This window comes from Fibrobacter sp. UWH9 (assembly GCF_900129715.1).
Lineage (GTDB): Bacteria > Fibrobacterota > Fibrobacteria > Fibrobacterales > Fibrobacteraceae > Fibrobacter.
On the sequence record NZ_FQWP01000013.1, the window covers coordinates 49,924 to 66,453 of the forward strand.

The following is a 16,530-nucleotide window of genomic DNA, read 5'->3' on the forward strand; positions in this document are numbered from 1 at the left end:
TTGTCAACAAAACTTCAAAATACCACGCCGAGAGTTTTCTAAATTCATTAAACAAAAACGTTGGCTTAAGGTAAAACATGTCAATTCTTAACGATTTTACAGATGATGTTTTGCAGGGTATGCAAGAGGCTCACACCTACCGAACCATGCGACTTTTAGAAAGTCCCGAAGCCAGTCACGTTCAAATTGCTGCAGGCGCGCAAAACGCGTCCGATACAGTAAAGAGCACTCTTCTTCTCGCCTCCAATTCCTATCTGGATTTATGCAACGAGCCTTCTCTTAAGAAGGCCGCAGCCGACGCCGTTTTGAAATGGGGCACAGGTAGCGGCGGCGCACGCCTTACCACAGGAAACAAGACTCCCCACGAAGAACTGGAAAGCGTCCTGGCCAACTTTAAGGGCGAAGAAGCTGCCATTACGTTTGGCACCGGCTACATGGCAAATGTCGGAGTAATCTCGGCACTATGCAGCAAACAGGTTTATGAACGTCAAGACGAAAACGGCATCCCGTCAAAAATAATCAGCGAATGTATCGTCTTTAGTGACGAACTGAATCACGCCAGCATCATCGATGGCATCCGACTTTCAAAAGCCAAATGTATTGTCTATAAGCACAATGACATGGCAGACCTACAACGAGTCATTAGCGAAGCCCGCGCAGCACAGCCCTACGAAAAAGTAGCAACCCGCCTCCTCATCGTGACCGACGCTGTTTTCAGCATGGATGGCGATTTAGCAAATCTTCCGAAATTGCAAAAAATCGCAAAAGAAAACAATTGCCTCCTGATGATCGACGAAGCCCATGCCACAGGTGTTATCGGCAAAACAGGCCGCGGCCTTGCAGAACATTTTAACGACATGGGCATTCCCTGCGAGCACGCCGATGTTACCGTAGGCACCTTGAGCAAAGCCATTGGATGCGAAGGCGGTTTCGTTGTGGGCAAGCAGAAACTCATAGACTTTTTACGCAACAAGGCTCGCAGTTTTATTTTCACCACTGCCATGTCCCCAGCCATGGCACAAGCCGCCGCAAACAATCTGAAGTTCATCGAAAACCATCCGGAACGCGTTTTGCAACTTCAAGAAAATGTGAAAATTTTCTGGGACGCTCTTCAGAAGGCCGGAACGATTCCCGACAGCAACCAATCTGCAATCGCCCCGCAATCCGCAATCATCCCCATTATCATTGGTGACGAAGCCGCAGCCCTCCGCGCCTCCGCAGAACTTCTGGAAAAGGGAATCTTGATCCCCGCCATCCGCTACCCCACCGTAGCCAAGGGCCAGGCTCGTTTGCGCGCCAGCCTCATGGCCACTCACACGAAAGAAGAATTACAAGACGCAGCAACGGCAATCGCTGCAGTCCTAACCCGCCCCCACTAAAACTACCAACTTTCTACCGTCTACTTCTTACTAACTATGAATGGTTATTTCGTAACAGCAACAGGAACCGACGTCGGCAAAACTTTTGTAACCGCCCTTCTCGTAAAAAAATGGCGTGACTCAGGAATTGATGCAGGCTACTATAAGGCAGCACTCAGCGGAGCTGAACTACGCGACGGCAAATGGATCGCCGGCGACGCCGACTACGTAAAACGAATCGCCAACCTCCCCGACACTCAGGAAGAATTGGTCAGCTACGTCTACAAGGAACCCGTTTCCCCGCATCTCGCCACCCGCATGGAAGGTAATCCCGTAGAACTCCCGCAAGTCCGTGCCGACTTTGACAAAGCCTCCCACCGACATGATTTCATTTTCGCCGAGGGAAGCGGTGGCATCATCTGTCCCATCCGTTACGATACCCCCAACGCAGACGCAACTAGCGGCAAATCCAGCGAGCCTCAAAAGCTGTTCCTGGCCGACATCATGAAGGAACTGAATCTTCCTCTGCTGATTGTCACCACGGCAGCCCTAGGCAGTATCAATTCCTGCGTTCTGACAGTGGAATACGCAAGAGCCCGCGGTCTTCAAATCCGAGGCATCATCGTAAACCGTTACGGTATCAGCGGCAACATGCAAATGGAAGACGACAACATCTTCATGATGCAGGAACTGACTGGATTTCCCATTCTTGCAAAAATAAAAGAAGGCGATACCGACCTAGGCACCGCCCCCTTTTAATTAAAAGTCAGCTGTACTAGTCTAATATATTTCTATTTTCATCAAACCATTCCAGGAAGGAATGCTGCTCTCCGTTGGCTTTATAGCCCGGGAATGTTTCAATGCAAACCGCATGGATGCTGTTGAAGATACTCTTTTCGATATTGGGGTTGATCTTCTTCAGATTCTTCAGCAGCTCCTTGATTTCCTTGCGCTTGCTGTTGCTGGAACCATCGTCGTTCACCACCGTGTTTAAAGTAAGGCGGCAGGCACACTGGATAAATTCAAGTTCGTTATAGTTACGCCAGGCAATAATATCCTGCTCGTGAATACAGTACATGGGGCGAATGAGTTCCATGCCCTCAAAATTCTGACTACGAAGTTTCGGCATCATACCCTGCAATTGCGAGCCATAAAACATGCCCAAAACCGTAGTTTCGATAACATCCGAAAAATGATGGCCCAAGGCAATCTTGTTGCAGCCCGCATCCATAGCCATGCGATACAAATGACCACGGCGCATCTTGGCGCACAAATAGCAAGGCGACTTTTCAGTCTTGTAGGTCACATCAAAAATATTGGTATCAAAAATCTGGATGGGGATTTCCAGAAGAGCGGCATTCTTCACAATCTGGGCGCGGTTTTCGGCATTGTATCCGGGATCCATCACCAAAAACTGAATTTCAAAATTGCAATCGCTATGACGCTGCAGCATCTGCATCAGTTTCGCCAGCAGCATGGAATCCTTGCCGCCAGAAATGCAGACTGCAATGCGGTCCCCTTCCTCAATCAGCTTGTAGGTTTTAATGGCATTAATGAAGGGCGTCCACAGACGTTCACGATAAGTGGTCGAAATGCTCCGTTCCACTTTCTGCACATACGTAAGTTCACGCTTAGCCATTCCGCTGCCTCCCGCAAATATCCTGCATCACCAAGCCGGCAATGGTAAAACCGAAAATAGCCACGGCGTGGGCCATGGTCCCGTTATAGGCCACCTTGTGAAACTCTGCAGGAGCGCCATCATTTTCGGGAATGCCACCTAAATTTTTCAGCAGTTCCTCGCTGTACACGCACTTGATTTTTTTAGACGGGCGCAATTGTTTTTTCTTGAACTTGTCGCGAAGGGCGCGGGCCAACGGGCACCCCTTCACATCCCAGAATTCCGCCACATGGATTTTTGTAGGATCCATCTTGAGGGCAGCCCCCATGGAAGCGTAGACCTTGGCCTTTGTTTTAGAAGCCGCAAGCATCAAGTGCATCTTGTTTTCGAGACTGTCGATGGCATCGATAATGACATCATAATCTTCAAGATGAAAAGAGGCTGCTGTTTCTTCGCTATACAGTTCCGCACGAGTCTCAATTTGAGCATCCGGATTAATTTCAAGCAGACGCTGTTTTAAAACTTCAACCTTTACCTGGCCAACCGTCTTCGTGGTTGCCATAAGTTGGCGATTCACATTGGTAACGCTCACGTTATCGGAGTCCACCATGGTCAAGTGATGAATACCTGAACGCACCAAGCTTTCGGCGCACCAACTTCCCACGCCGCCAACACCAAAAATAATCACACGCTTTTGCGCAATGACATTCATGGTTTCATCGCCCACAAGGCGAATAGTGCGATTGAAAATATCGGTATTCAGAGGCATGACGTAAATTTAAAAAATACGTCCGTTATTCCTGAACAGCCTTCCCAGAAGTATATGTCTGCAGATACTCTTCCAATTCGCGAATATAGATTCGGCAAATGGTGCTGAGCATAAAGTTCTTCTTGGTAATGTAGCCGATTTCCATGGTACGGTCATCTTCGCCCTTGGCATCCTTAAAGGGAACAGCTACATAATCGGATCCGTTGATTTCTTCGCTGATAATGCCGGAGCAGAGAGTGTAACCATTCAGGCCCACCATCAAGTTCAGCATGGTGGCACGGTCATTGGCCTTGATGGTCTTATGATATTCATTTGTACTTAAAATTTCTTCAGCGAAATAATAGTTACCGCTTTCGCTCTGCTCAAAAGAAAGGCAGGGGTATAGGGAAAGATCATCCAGGTTCACCGACTTCTTATTTGCCAGCGGATGATTTTTCCACATGTAGGCAAAGGCATGGCAATCAATAAGCTTATGGAATTCCAGGTCGTATTCCTTCAACAGATAGTTGATGTACTTGCGATTAAAATCGCTAAGGTACAAAATACCGATTTCGCTGCGCAGGCCGGTAACGTCATCGATGACATCCTTGGTCTTGGTTTCGCGAAGGGCAAATTCGTAATCATCAATGTTGAACTTTTTCACCATTTCCACAAAAGACTTCACGGCAAAGGAATAATGCTGGGTAGAAACAGCAAACTTTTTCTTCTTCTGTTCTTCCTTGCTGTAACGTTCCTGGATGGTTTCGTAATGGTGGTAAAGCTCGTTGGCGTGGGCAATGAATTCTTCACCCTCGGGAGTGAGGGTCACACCGCGACTGGAGCGATTAAAAATCATGATGCCAATTTCATCTTCCAGGTCGTGGATAGCCGCAGTCAAAGAAGGCTGGGAAATAAACAGGGCTTCAGCGGCCTTGTTGAAGGAGCCAACTTTTGCGATCCCAATGGCGTAGCGAAGTTGTTGAAGGGTCATGATTTCTCCAGATAACAAATTCAAACTACAATAAATATAGTTAAATAGATTTAATTTCCCTATAGTTTCAATAGGAATATTTTAAAAACACACTTATTTTCGACGTTTCAAACCAGCCAAGGCGAACAAAAGCGACACAAAAATTCCAATATGAGGCAAATATGCAGGCGTCACAAAATTCACAGCCGAAGAAAGTATGGCAGGGATCAGCCCAAACAAACCGCCAAGGCAAACTCCAGTGTACCACAGAGGCTTACGGATTTCAAACTTCTTATGGGATATGACAGCCACCGCCAAGGGAGCCACAATTCCCGGCGTGTAGACAGAATAAGCCATGGTCAAAAGGCCGATAATATCCTTTCCACCTAAAGCCAAAACCATGGCAACCAAACCAATGACCACCACAAGAATTCTCACCACGGCGATGCGGCGGGTATTCAAAATGTCGCTTCCGAAAATAGCCGCAGAATTTATAAGGCAAGTATCTGCAGAAGACAACAACGCCGAAAGAAGCCCCACCGACAAAAGCGCAGCCAAGGGCAAAGGCAAAACGCCAGAAGCCAAACGGAACAAGGCATTGGTCTTTGAGCCCGCCACATCAGGAGCATACTGTGCCGCCCACATTCCCAGCAATACAATAATCACGCTAAAAATCAGAATGGCGAAACTTCCCGCCACCACAGCCTTTCGGGCCGCCCCCGCATCTTTCGCCACCAAGTTTCTTGAAATTACGTCAGGTCCCAAGAAGTAGGCCCCGCCCACAGTAAAAAGCATCATGGCAAGATCAGCAGCACCAAACTTTTCATTCAATAACGAAAAATCGAAATTTGAAATTCCAGAAGCGGTCGCAGCAGAAACATCCGCAAATCCACCAAGCAAATAAATCGCGGAAGCAGCAAAACCCAGCGTCAAAATCCCAAACTGCAAGGCATCAGTACGCACAACAGAAAGTTGCCCGCCCAGCAAGGTGTACACAATAACGATGGCCGCCGTTACAACCACCGACAAAGCACCTGCATCATGACTTAACACCAGTCCAATAAATCCAGCTACCGCAGCAAACTGAGCCGCAATAATTCCAACCCAGGAAACAGCAATAATCAGGCCTACCAATTTTCGGCCAGTCCTATCTACTGTTTTTTCCGCAAGTTCCGGAAGGGTACGCACATCAAGATCGTGAATTGGTTTGCTTAAAAAAGCAGCCTGAAACCAGAAGCCGACGGCACCTACACCAAGCCACCAGAACGCCGCAAAGCCGATGGATTCCGCACGGGCAGCAATACCGATTGTGGCGCTAGCCCCGAGGACCGTGGCCATCAAGCTCGTAAACACAAAAGGGGCGGTCTGACGTCGACCAGCCACCACATAATCATCAAAATTCTTCACCTTGAACAAATCGCAAATGCAGATAAATCCAAGGACGAAGAAATATATTAGAAGAAGCTTCACAGCGAGATTCCCTTACAATTCCACGACGAAATATAGGTTATTCTCCAAGGCACATATCCACGAAGTACTGGTGAATACGAGTGTCCTCGTTCAGCTCCGGATGGAAAGAAATTCCAAGCTGATTCTTGTAGCGGGCAGCAACGATTTCGCCTTTTACCTCGGCAAGGATTTCCACACCATCCCCAACTTTTTCGATCAAGGGCGCACGAATGAATGTCATGGGAACCGTAGCTTCATCCGTAATTCCACGGAAGGCTCGCTCCGCGAAGAAACTTCCCAGCTGACGGCCGTAGGCATTACGCCGAACAGTCACAGGCAAGGTACCGAAATACACATTGCCGTCATTGCTCAAACGTTCCGCCAAGAGAATGAGACCGGCGCAGGTTCCAAAAACAGGAAGCCCATCCTGAATCAACCTCAACAGCGGTTCGAACATATCCAAATCCCGCAACAGCTTGCCCTGCACGGTGCTTTCGCCACCGGGGAGAATCAGACCGTCGAAAGGACGATTCGAAGGTCGGTTTGATCCTGCGGGAGCTTCCAGGTCCGACTTCTGCCGGATTTCAAAGGTCTCTACGCCAAGCTTTGTGAGAATCTGTTCGTGTTCAATAAACGCACCTTGTACCGCCAGCACACCGACACGCAGGGGACGAGCCGCTGCCGGGTTCTGTACAGTTTTGGTATCGCTCATTATTTACCTCTTTCAGCCATGAGGAGTGCGATTTCCTGTTCGTTGATGCCCACCATGGCTTCGCCCAGGTCTTCGGAAAGTTCAGCAATGAGCTTTGCATCCTTATAGTTGGCCACTGCCTTCACGATGGCCTGAGCGCGCTTCACCGGATTGCCAGACTTGAAAATACCAGAACCTACGAACACGCCTTCGGCACCCAGCTGCATCATGAGCGCAGCGTCTGCGGGAGTTGCCACGCCACCAGCGGCGAAGTTCACAACAGGCAGTTTACCGTTATCGTGAACGTACTTTACCAGAGCGTAAGATACCTGAAGTTCCTTGGCGCGGTTGTACAGTTCGTCTTCACGCATAGAAGTGAGGCGAGCGATTTCCTGCTGCATCAAGCGCATGTGGCGAACAGCCTGGACAACGTCACCCGTACCCGGTTCACCCTTGGTACGGATCATGGAAGCACCTTCTTCGATACGGCGGAGAGCTTCACCCAAGTCCTTGGCTCCGCAAACGAAGGGAACCTTGAAATCGCGCTTGTTGATGTGGTAAATATCATCGGCCGGAGAAAGAACTTCGCTTTCGTCGATGTAGTCAATTTCAATAGCCTCAAGAATCTGAGCTTCGGCAAAATGACCGATACGGCACTTAGCCATCACCGGAATAGAAACAGCTTCCTGGATACCCTTGATCATCTTCGGGTCACTCATACGGCTCACGCCACCGGCAGCACGGATATCAGCCGGAATACGTTCCAGGGCCATCACGGCGCAAGCACCTGCAGCTTCTGCAATCTTTGCCTGTTCCGGAGTGGTTACGTCCATAATCACACCACCCTTCAGCATCTGAGCAAGATTCTTGTTCAATTCGTAACGTTCTGCAATGTAATTCTGTTCAGACATTTTTTACCTCACTTTTAAAAACAGCACAAAAATACCCTAAAAACTGACCTCTTTAAATATTCAATTTTCTATTATTTTAACAAGACCAGAATAAGACCAGTTTAGGACCAGATAAAAATGCTTAGCTACAACATCGAAAACGTGGGCAGCGATACCCTCTACCACTTCCTTTATAAGAGTATCAAGAATGATGTTCTGAACGGCAAGTTGGAAGCCGAAGAGAAATTACCGTCTAAACGTTCTCTGGCAAAGCAAATGGGCATCAGCCTCATTACCGTAGAAACCGCCTACAACCAATTGCTGGCCGAAGGTTACATCTACACGGAACCTCGCAAAGGCTATTTCGTATCCAAACTGAAAATCGCCCAGACTGAAATCAAGCACGACTTCAAGGAATCCCGCGAAGCTCGCAACACTCAGAAATTTGATTCCCTGGTTCAAAAATCCCGCAGCGCAAAACAATCCAAGAAACACTTCGTGGACTTCTCCAACAATTTGGGAAATCCCGAAATGTTCCCCTTCAGTACCTGGGCAAAAATCACACGACAGGTCCTTTGCGAAAATCAGATGGAACTTCTGGAACGCGCTCCCTACGGAGGCGTATACCCATTGCGTAAGGCTATCGCCGACATGCTCAATGGTTTCCGCAATATGAACGTGGATCCGGAGCAGATTATCGTTGGCGCAGGAACAGACTATCTGTACGGTCTCATCGTCCAAATTCTGGGATTTAACAAGAAGTACGGCGTAGAAGATCCCGGCTACAGCAAGATTTCAAAAATCTACCGCAAGATGAATGTCACTTGCAATTTCATTCCGCTGGACGACTCCGGAGTCATCATCGACCAGTTGGAAGAAACCTGCACCGACGTCATTCACATCTCCCCCAGTCATCATTATCCCACAGGTATTGTGATGCCTGTAAGCCGCCGTTACGAACTGCTGAGCTGGGCCGCCAAATCCAGCAACCGCTACATCGTAGAAGACGACTACGATAGCGAATTCCGCATGACCGGTCGCCCTATCTCCACGCTGCAAAACATTGACGTATCCGATAAGGTCATCTACATCAACACATTCTCCAAGACTCTTACATCTTCTGCGCGAATCAGCTACATGGTGCTGCCCAAGAGCCTTGCCCAAAAGTACAAGGAGGAATTTTCCTTCTACACCTGCACCGTTTCTACCTTGGAACAGCTGGTGCTTGCAAAGTACATCAGCGACGGCTCCTTTGAAAAGCACATCAACCGCATGCGCAACGCCTACCGCGGCCGCCGCGACACATTGCTCCAAGCCATCCGCAAAAGCAAACTGGCCGCCATCTCCACCATCGCTGAAGAAGACGCCGGCCTCCATTTCATCTTGAAAATCGACACCGCCCTTTCCGACGAAGAATTCTGCAAGCAGGCAAACGAAAAAGGCGTTCGCATCGGCGCCCTCTCCGATTACTACACAGAGGCCACCCCCAGCGAGCACCAGTTTATCATCAACTACTCCGACCTCCCCGAAAACAAAATCGCAAAAGCATTGAATATTTTGTACGAAGTTGCCATTGAAAAATCGTAATTTTTACACATAGAATTTCATCTAGAGGAATTCTTATGAAACTTGAAGGCGTTGCAAACGTACGCGATCTTGGTGGCATTAAAACTATCAGCGGAAAGACTGTGAAGAGCAATCTTCTTTTCCGTTCCGCAAACTTGTCCAAGGCGTCCGAAAATGACGTAAAGCAACTTCAAGGACAGAATCTGAAACTGGTTTGCGACTTGCGTACCGAAACGGAACGCAGCAGCGCCATGGACGTGGAAATTCCCGGCGTAGAAAACATTTGGTTTAATGTTCTCGGTCAGTTTCCCCAAAAAACAGACAAGCCTTCCTCTGCACAAGTCGGCCTGGACATGGTGAAGGTCATGAACCCCAACACCTTCAGCCCGGAAGTTGCCGTAAAGATGATCGAAATCGTCAAGAGCGGCATGTTCGATGCCATCCTAAAAACTCAGGGAGGAACCATTCTTTGGCACTGTTCCCAGGGCAAGGACCGCGCAGGTCTCGCCGCCGCGTTTATTCTGTTTGCGTTGGGCGTAGACGAAAAGACCGTCATGGAAGATTTCAACAAGTCCAATGAATCTTACCAATCCATGATTGACGCAGCCCTGCAATTCGCCAAGTCCCAGAATCTTTCGGAACAACATCAAGGCGTCATCAAGGCAATCCTTGGCGTCAATCCCGATTACCTGCATAAAGCCCTAGACTTCATCAAGGCCAACTTCGGCTCCATGCAAAAGTACATGGAACTAAAGCTGGGCCTTACCGAAGACAAAATCCAGAAACTGAAGGAATACTATCTGCAATAAAAAAAGAACTCCCAGGCGGATTTCATTACCCGGGAGTTCCCTTTGTTGTACGGATTTTTAGTTTTCAGAGATTATTTCAGGAACAGATATTCCAACGTTTCCGTCTTGATCTTGATATTCTTTTCGTGGGCGTAAAGGTACAGGAGTGCAGATCCCACGCCAGCTGCGCCATCGTAAAGGCCTGTGTAGGTTTCCACGAAGCCCGGAATCTTGCGGGTCCAGGCAGCATACCAGCGACGGCCCTTGTCATCGTTATAGGAATCGCCCAGCAGCTTATCGGCAGTAACCTTCGCCTGTTCGATGTAGGAATCCTTTCCAAGAACTTCTGCAGTCTTTACGAAGTGAGCCAAAACGCCCGGGGCACCGCAGCAGAGGCAGTAACTGTTCCAGTACCCCGGAGTATGTTTCAGCGGAGCACCAGCCTTCAGAATCCCCTTGGTCAGAAGGTCAACCCACTGGAGATTTTCCTTATCGCCGGTCACGTCGTAAAGTTTGCGGAACAGGATCGAGGTTCCCACAGGGCCATGGCAAGTGGAAAGGTAATAGAAGTCATGGAAACGTCCTAATTCAGGATTGTAGAGGTACGGGATTAACGCTCCATTTTCGTCACCTTCTGCAATAGCAGCCAGGAATTTCACAACTTCGTTCGCCTTTTCAAGATAAGCAGGATCCTTGGTTTCTTCGTAAAGAAGAACATTCAAGAAAGCCGTTCCTGCAGCGCCGTGACTGAAATTGGGGAAAGCGGATTCCCTGGATTTCCAGCCCACCAAAGTCAGATCCACATTCTTGTAATAGATGCCGCCTTCCTTGGCGTGAACAATGCGGGTATCCGTAAAGGCAACTACCTTCTTCGCGGCTTCCAAATACTTTTCATCGCCTGTCTTACGATAGACATAAAGGAAGAAGAAAGCATAGGAACCGTCAGCCATCAGGTCAGCTTCTGTCGACCAATGCAGAATCGTACCGTCATCTTCGCCAGCCTCAATGGAATCATCGGCTGCCTTGATCAAGAAATCACGATAGCGCTTGTCGCCGGTATGGTCATAAAGCTGATCCAGGAAGATTGCCTGGCCGGCAGGAGAAGCATACACACTAGTGCCCCATCCCTTCACAGGCCACACACCGCCATCCGCCCCATTCAAGACGTTGGAAAAGAATTCGGGACCTTCATAAGTATTCAGCAGATATTCTGCAGCATCCTTGGCTTCCTGCAAATACTGTTCATCCTTGGTCACTTCAAAAAGTTGCAAGAAGAACTGGCCAATGCCTGCGGAACCTGCGTAAAGACTCTTGGGAGTCACAATCAGGTCGCCCACATATTCGTTGCCCGGTTCCGGACTTACCTTCCAATATTTACCCTGGGGAGTAACAACTTCATTGGAACGAAGGTACTTTACAATCTGAAGGACAGATGCCAAATAATCATCGGTAGACTTCGCCGGATTTAAAGCAAGATTTTGAACAAAATTCAATTTCATTAACGAGCCCTCCCATAATTACTTCTTTCTCTTATAGAGTTCGGTGGACAGATACTTGTAACCGTTATCCGGGTAAATCACAACGATGTTCTTGCCTACTGCTTCAGGGCGCTTTGCAATTTCGATTGCGGCTGTAAGTGCAGCCGCTGCAGAAGTTCCAAGGAAGAGGCCGTCAGTCTTTGCAGTTTCCTGAGCTGTCTTATAAGCGTCTTCAGCCTTGACATCAATCACCTCGTCGAATTTAAAGCCATTGTTTTCGTTAGTCTTGATCAGGGTGGGGATCAAAGGATCAGCCACACCGCTCAAAGGCAAGGTTCCATCCACAATGTGACCTGTAAAATCAGGGCTATCCGGGCGGGAACTCTTTGCAGCCTGAACACCCACGATTTTCACGTTAGGGTTCTTTTCGCGGAGATAGCGGCCGGTACCGACAATAGTACCAGCAGTACCGCCCATTGCCACAAAGTAATCCACCTGACCATCCGTATCCTTCCAGATTTCAGGACCGGTGGTATTGTAATGGAATTCCTGGTTTGCTTCGTTTACAGTCTGACCTGTATAATAGAAGCCCTTTTCATTTGCGATGCGCTTGATGCCGTTAATGAGATCATCCAACACAAGGCCAGTCTTTTCAAAATCCTTCACTTCATCGATGTCGTAAAGAGTATGAAGATCAAGGCCATAGCCTTCGAAAATCTGGGTACGTTCAACAGTGGTACCCGGCTCCAGGTAAGGAACGAATTCGTAACCAAGCGCATGACCGATACCGGCAAGACCAATACCCGTGTTACCGCTAGTCACATCGATGAGGGTATCGCCCTTCTTGATGAGACCGCGACGTTCGCCATCCTGAATGAGAGCCAGAGCAAGGCGGTCCTTCACGGAGCCAGTGGGATTCAGGTATTCAAGCTTACCAATGATGTGAGCCTTGAGACCATGCTGTTCTTCGTAATTGGAAAGTTCGACAAGGGGAGTGTTACCAACGAGTTCTGCAATAGACTTATGAATATTAGACATGTATGAAATCCTTTTTTGCGATTTACGCCATTAAATTTTTTTGCTTTAATTTTTTAGTTAGGCCTTACCACTGAGCTTCACCATAAAGGCTTTCCTTATTATCATCCTTGGTGATGGAGTAGCCGGCATCAATGGGCAACTTGATTCCCGTAATAGCGCTGGATTCATCGCTTGCCAGAAAGTAGGCGCCAGCGGCAATTTCTTCAGGTTCAATCCAGCGATTCAAAACCGTGCGATCTTCCTGAATCTTACGGACCTTGGGATCCGAATAATCGTACTTGATGGCCATTTCAGTCTTAGTGCATCCCGGAGCCACCGAGTTTACGCGAATGCCGAATTTGCCCAGGCGGAATGCAGCGGCGCGAGTAAGGCCATCTACAGCAGACTTGGAAATTCCGTAAGCGAAGGGAGACCATTCTGCAAAACTTGCAACGAAGCTGGACACGTTCACAATGGATCCCTTGATTCCCTTTTCAATGAACACATTGGCCACATGCTGGATCAGGTAAGTGCTTCCCCACAGATTCACGTCCACCACCTGCTTCACCAATTCCGGATCATAATTCAGGATGCCCTTGCGGTGGCCGGTAATGCCTGCGTTGTTGAACAAGGCGTCGATGCGGCCAAAATCCTTGGCAACCTGGTTGATCACATCTTGACCCTGCTTGAAGTTGGACACGTCCAGTTCATAACCGATAATATCGTTATGGCCGGCAGCCTTCAACTTTTCAACCTGTTCGTCAAGTTCCTGTTTCTTGATATCGGTGGCGGCAACAGCCCAGCCTTCCTTAAGGAACTTCTTAACCGCAGCAAAACCAATTCCCTGTGCAGCACCAGTAATAACAACAACTTTCTTTTCACTCATTTTTTCAATTTCCTTTTTTTGATTTGACAATACCCAGAAACCGGTTCGTTAAACCTTTTTTGTACCGTTGAGTATTTTTATTTGATTCTGCCCGACACTGTGTCGGGGCTTTCGTCCTATTTTTTTTATAACTACTTGCTACGGCCAAATCATCAAGGACTTTTGAAGTTTGAGTCAAGCAGCTATTTTATTTTCAGAATGCCCTGGGGCATTCGACAGTCACTACACATAATGAACTCCTTCGAATGCTTAGGTGAACTTGAAGCTATTCTCTAATTCCCTATCAATCTTGTAGGAATAAATATAGAATTCATTTTAGCTTTGGCAAGACATTCTGTACATACTATTTTTCTAGGGCCTGCTATAACAAAAATTGATATCTCTTCTAACTCAATTTCTGAAGACTACAGATAGTACTCAAAAAATTCTGCGATTTGTATATGCTTTTCGGCAGCAATGAGCTTCAGTAGAGATCCAGCAACGCCTGCGGCACCGATGTAGAATCCGGTGTAGCTGACGATTCGACTGGGGTTCACACGATCCCAGGCTCCGTACCAGCTCAGGCCCGTTTCTTCCTCAAAAGATTCACCTAACAAGACATCAGCAGAACGATGGGCCAGCTTCAGGTATTGAGCGTCTCCATAGGTTTTGTAGAGTGTTGCAAAGTATTCCAATGCGCCGGGGCCTCCGCAACAAATGCACTTGCTTCCCCAATAGCCCCAGGACTTGATTTCAGGAACACCAGCCTTAACAAGGCCTGCATACAAACGCTTCACCCACTGCAAATATTTTTCATCATGAGTCAGTTCATACAATTTCTTGAAAGGCAAACTCGCTCCGATAGGGCCACCACACATGCCCAAATAGAATTTGTCAAGGGGACCCTTTTCCGGATGATCCTGGTACGGGAACAGCACAGAAGTTTTATCGCCAACGGCAATTCCTTCCAGATATTTAATCACATCGTCGGCTAGCTTCAAGTAACGCTTATCCTTGGTAGCTTCGTAAAGAGCTGCCCACAAGTAAGCCGTACCTGCCGAACCATGAGAGAAGTTTACATGCACGGCTCCCTTCTCGCCTTCTCCAACACTTTCAAGATCATAAAGGTTGTAATAGGTTCCACCGTTTTTTGCAGGGCGACCAAACTTTTCAATGTAGGCACCAGCCTTCTTGGCGGCTTCCAGATAAATTTTCTTGCGGGTATCCTTGTAGACCTGCAGCAAATAGACGATGCCGCCAGCGTCACCTACGATGTCGCGGAAGTCGCTCCAGTGCAATCCATTTTCGTCTTCAATGGCAGCCTCTACAAATGTATTGGCGGTGCGGATTGCAAATTCGTAATAGCGATTGTCATTGGTTTCGCGATAAAGTGCGTAAACAAACTGACCTTCGCTAATGGGGCCAACCTTGTAACTAAAAGACCAACCGTTTACAGGGCCTGCAGCATTGCATTCCGGAGCAGAATTTTTCTTTGTTGTGGCTATACGCTTCTGAACTTTATGATAAAATTCAAGTCCACGGGGATTGGCAAGAATATATTCCGCTGCGGCCTTGGCTTCGTCAAGCCATTGCTCATCGCTAGTCACCTGGTACAAGCGCAAAAAGAAAAAGCCGATGCCGGCGGAACCCGCATAAAAACTGGTCTTGCCAACGAAAGGGTTGTCCTTATAGCCATTCTGACCATCTGGAAAAATTTTCCAGGTCTTGCCCACTTTTTCTTTCACTTCCAAGGATTGAATCCAACGGGCAGCACCGATGGCCGCATTCAGATAATCATCAAGAGTATTTTTCTTCAGCAGACTTGTGGTTTTAAGTTTCATTAAAGAGCCTCCAAAGCTTTTTTTATGCGGTTCAAGGCTTCTTCTAAAATGCGGCGGGGGCAAGCCAGGTTCACACGCTGGAAGCATTCTCCGGTTTTGCCAAAGAGGGTTCCGCTGTTGAGCCACAGGCGTGCCTTATTGCGAATCAAATCATCTACCTGCGTGGTGGAAAGCCCAGTGCCCTTGAAATCCAGCCATGCCAAATAAGTTGCATCCATAGGAACAAGCTTTACGCCGGGCAGATTTTCCTTGACAAACTTGTCCACAAAATCGATGTTTCCCTTCAGGTACTTTTTCAACGCTTCAAGCCATTCTTCGCCGTGTTCGTATGCGGCCTGGGCGGCAACCAGCCCAGGAATCGTGACTTGGCTGTAACCGATGCCATCGATTTCCTTGCGGATGGCCTTGCGGACTTCGGGATTCTTGATAAAGGCGTGGGCGATTTGGAGGCCAGCCAGATTGAATGTCTTTGTGGGAGACGTTACCGTAATGGAATTGTCCGCGAACTTTTCACCCAGGGAAGCGAACACGGTGTGGGTTCCTTCGAAAACGAAATCGTTATGGATTTCATCGGCGACAACGAACACATTATGCTTCAGGCAGATTTCACCAACGCGCAAAAGTTCTTCACGAGTCCATACGCGGCAAACCGGATTGTGGGGGCTGCAAAGCAAAAACAACTTCACATTATTTTCCACAATCTTTCTTTCAAAATCTTCGAAGTCAATGTGATAGCGTCCATCTTCGCCGTAAACGAGATCGTTGCTGACAAGCTTGCGATCGTTCTGCAGAATCACATCCGGGAAATGCATATAGACCGGCTGCTGAATCAGCACGGCATCGCCCACTTTCGTAAAGGCCTTGATTGCCAAGGCCAGCACAATCATGACGCCTGGAGTCTTGATTACCCATCTGGGATCAAATTCAAAATTGTGGCGACGACGGTAAAAATTCTGAAGCGCCCTGAAGTATTCGGCCTTGGGTTCGGTGTAGCCAAAAATGCCATGTTCCACAGAGCGGATCAGAGCATCCTGAACAAAGGAGGACGTTCTGAAATCCATATCCGCAATCCACAGCGGCAACAAACCGTTAGAATCTTCGCCCGGCTTTAATGCGCCGCGTTCCACTGCAAAATCATACTTCAGGCAGTTGGTACCGCGACGATCCACAATCTCGTCAAAGTTTAAATTTCTCTCTTTCGTCATTTTTGAAATCCTCTTTTTTTCCGTACACATTTGTCATTGCGAGGAG

The 16,530-nt window shown here is 48.0% G+C and carries 15 protein-coding genes; 4 read left to right on the forward strand and 11 right to left on the reverse strand.

The window, feature by feature from the left end:
• The first annotated feature begins 77 nt into the window (after positions 1-77).
• Both BUB94_RS11130 and bioD read left to right on the forward strand, forming a co-directional pair.
• On the forward strand, positions 78-1,379 hold the full coding sequence (locus tag BUB94_RS11130) for an aminotransferase class I/II-fold pyridoxal phosphate-dependent enzyme (protein WP_073237035.1): 1,302 nt from the start codon (positions 78-80) through the stop codon (positions 1,377-1,379).
• A 36-nt stretch (positions 1,380-1,415) separates the two neighbouring features.
• Entirely contained in the window at positions 1,416-2,117 is a 702-nt protein-coding gene (gene bioD, locus BUB94_RS11135) for a dethiobiotin synthase (RefSeq protein WP_073237038.1), read from the forward strand.
• A gap of 16 nt (positions 2,118-2,133) precedes the next feature.
• On the opposite strand, the gene BUB94_RS11140 is transcribed toward bioD, so the two are convergent.
• From BUB94_RS11140 to pdxS, 6 genes are all read right to left on the reverse strand, one after another.
• Positions 2,134-2,997, reverse strand: a complete 864-nt coding sequence (locus BUB94_RS11140) for a tRNA lysidine(34) synthetase (protein WP_073237041.1) — start codon at positions 2,995-2,997, stop codon at positions 2,134-2,136.
• Positions 2,990-3,745: a tRNA threonylcarbamoyladenosine dehydratase gene (locus tag BUB94_RS11145; protein ID WP_073237043.1), complete on the reverse strand. Its 756-nt coding sequence runs from the start codon at positions 3,743-3,745 to the stop codon at positions 2,990-2,992. Before BUB94_RS11145 ends, BUB94_RS11140 begins: the two co-directional genes overlap by 8 nt.
• Before the next feature lie 25 nt (positions 3,746-3,770).
• Entirely contained in the window at positions 3,771-4,715 is a 945-nt protein-coding gene (locus BUB94_RS11150) for a LysR family transcriptional regulator (RefSeq protein ID WP_073237046.1), read from the reverse strand.
• Between the two features lie 93 nt (positions 4,716-4,808).
• Positions 4,809-6,164 (reverse strand): sodium:solute symporter family protein, encoded by a 1,356-nt coding sequence (locus BUB94_RS11155; protein WP_073237049.1) that lies wholly within the window; start codon positions 6,162-6,164, stop codon positions 4,809-4,811.
• Positions 6,165-6,201: 37 nt separating this feature from the next.
• On the reverse strand, positions 6,202-6,810 hold the full coding sequence (gene pdxT / locus BUB94_RS11160; RefSeq protein WP_073237148.1) for a pyridoxal 5'-phosphate synthase glutaminase subunit PdxT: 609 nt from the start codon (positions 6,808-6,810) through the stop codon (positions 6,202-6,204).
• A gap of 44 nt (positions 6,811-6,854) precedes the next feature.
• Complete coding sequence (gene pdxS / locus BUB94_RS11165; RefSeq protein ID WP_073237052.1) at positions 6,855-7,745, reverse strand: pyridoxal 5'-phosphate synthase lyase subunit PdxS; 891 nt, start codon at positions 7,743-7,745, stop codon at positions 6,855-6,857.
• 117 nt (positions 7,746-7,862) lie between these two features.
• On the opposite strand from pdxS, the gene BUB94_RS11170 reads away from it, so the two are divergent.
• Complete coding sequence (locus tag BUB94_RS11170; RefSeq protein WP_073237055.1) at positions 7,863-9,311, forward strand: MocR-like pyridoxine biosynthesis transcription factor PdxR; 1,449 nt, start codon at positions 7,863-7,865, stop codon at positions 9,309-9,311.
• 35 nt (positions 9,312-9,346) lie between these two features.
• Positions 9,347-10,099 carry a tyrosine-protein phosphatase gene (locus tag BUB94_RS11175; protein WP_073237058.1) on the forward strand — a complete coding sequence of 251 codons (753 nt, stop codon included), beginning with the start codon at positions 9,347-9,349 and terminating at the stop codon, positions 10,097-10,099.
• 71 nt (positions 10,100-10,170) lie between these two features.
• Here the strand turns inward: BUB94_RS11175 and BUB94_RS11180 are convergent, their stop codons facing one another.
• The 5 genes from BUB94_RS11180 to BUB94_RS11200 all read right to left on the reverse strand — a co-directional run bounded on the left by BUB94_RS11180 (position 10,171) and on the right by BUB94_RS11200 (position 16,484).
• Entirely contained in the window at positions 10,171-11,577 is a 1,407-nt protein-coding gene (locus BUB94_RS11180; protein ID WP_073237061.1) for a lanthionine synthetase LanC family protein, read from the reverse strand.
• 18 nt (positions 11,578-11,595) lie between these two features.
• Positions 11,596-12,594, reverse strand: coding sequence for a PLP-dependent cysteine synthase family protein (locus BUB94_RS11185; protein WP_073237064.1), 999 nt, complete (start codon positions 12,592-12,594; stop codon positions 11,596-11,598).
• A gap of 64 nt (positions 12,595-12,658) precedes the next feature.
• Entirely contained in the window at positions 12,659-13,459 is an 801-nt protein-coding gene (locus BUB94_RS11190) for an SDR family NAD(P)-dependent oxidoreductase (RefSeq protein ID WP_073237067.1), read from the reverse strand.
• A gap of 404 nt (positions 13,460-13,863) precedes the next feature.
• Positions 13,864-15,279: a lanthionine synthetase LanC family protein gene (locus tag BUB94_RS11195; protein ID WP_073237069.1), complete on the reverse strand. Its 1,416-nt coding sequence runs from the start codon at positions 15,277-15,279 to the stop codon at positions 13,864-13,866.
• Positions 15,279-16,484 (reverse strand): MalY/PatB family protein, encoded by a 1,206-nt coding sequence (locus BUB94_RS11200; protein ID WP_073237072.1) that lies wholly within the window; start codon positions 16,482-16,484, stop codon positions 15,279-15,281. The genes BUB94_RS11195 and BUB94_RS11200 overlap by 1 nt, the downstream gene beginning before the upstream one ends.
• Between the last annotated feature and the right edge of the window lie 46 nt (positions 16,485-16,530).

What these genes read in the sequence shown, in the direction of transcription:
- BUB94_RS11145 (WP_073237043.1), bottom strand. Translation starts at nt 3,745, where the DNA reads ATGCCTCTGAATACCGATATTTTCAATCGCACTATTCGCCTTGTGGGC.
- BUB94_RS11170 (WP_073237055.1), top strand. Translation starts at nt 7,863, where the DNA reads ATGCTTAGCTACAACATCGAAAACGTGGGCAGCGATACCCTCTACCAC.
- BUB94_RS11175 (WP_073237058.1), top strand. Translation starts at nt 9,347, where the DNA reads ATGAAACTTGAAGGCGTTGCAAACGTACGCGATCTTGGTGGCATTAAA.
- BUB94_RS11185 (WP_073237064.1), bottom strand. Translation starts at nt 12,594, where the DNA reads ATGTCTAATATTCATAAGTCTATTGCAGAACTCGTTGGTAACACTCCC.
- BUB94_RS11140 (WP_073237041.1), bottom strand. Translation starts at nt 2,997, where the DNA reads ATGGCTAAGCGTGAACTTACGTATGTGCAGAAAGTGGAACGGAGCATT.
- pdxS (WP_073237052.1), bottom strand. Translation starts at nt 7,745, where the DNA reads ATGTCTGAACAGAATTACATTGCAGAACGTTACGAATTGAACAAGAAT.
- BUB94_RS11180 (WP_073237061.1), bottom strand. Translation starts at nt 11,577, where the DNA reads ATGAAATTGAATTTTGTTCAAAATCTTGCTTTAAATCCGGCGAAGTCT.
- BUB94_RS11150 (WP_073237046.1), bottom strand. Translation starts at nt 4,715, where the DNA reads ATGACCCTTCAACAACTTCGCTACGCCATTGGGATCGCAAAAGTTGGC.
- BUB94_RS11195 (WP_073237069.1), bottom strand. Translation starts at nt 15,279, where the DNA reads ATGAAACTTAAAACCACAAGTCTGCTGAAGAAAAATACTCTTGATGAT.
- bioD (WP_073237038.1), top strand. Translation starts at nt 1,416, where the DNA reads ATGAATGGTTATTTCGTAACAGCAACAGGAACCGACGTCGGCAAAACT.
- BUB94_RS11200 (WP_073237072.1), bottom strand. Translation starts at nt 16,484, where the DNA reads ATGACGAAAGAGAGAAATTTAAACTTTGACGAGATTGTGGATCGTCGC.
- BUB94_RS11190 (WP_073237067.1), bottom strand. Translation starts at nt 13,459, where the DNA reads ATGAGTGAAAAGAAAGTTGTTGTTATTACTGGTGCTGCACAGGGAATT.
- BUB94_RS11130 (WP_073237035.1), top strand. Translation starts at nt 78, where the DNA reads ATGTCAATTCTTAACGATTTTACAGATGATGTTTTGCAGGGTATGCAA.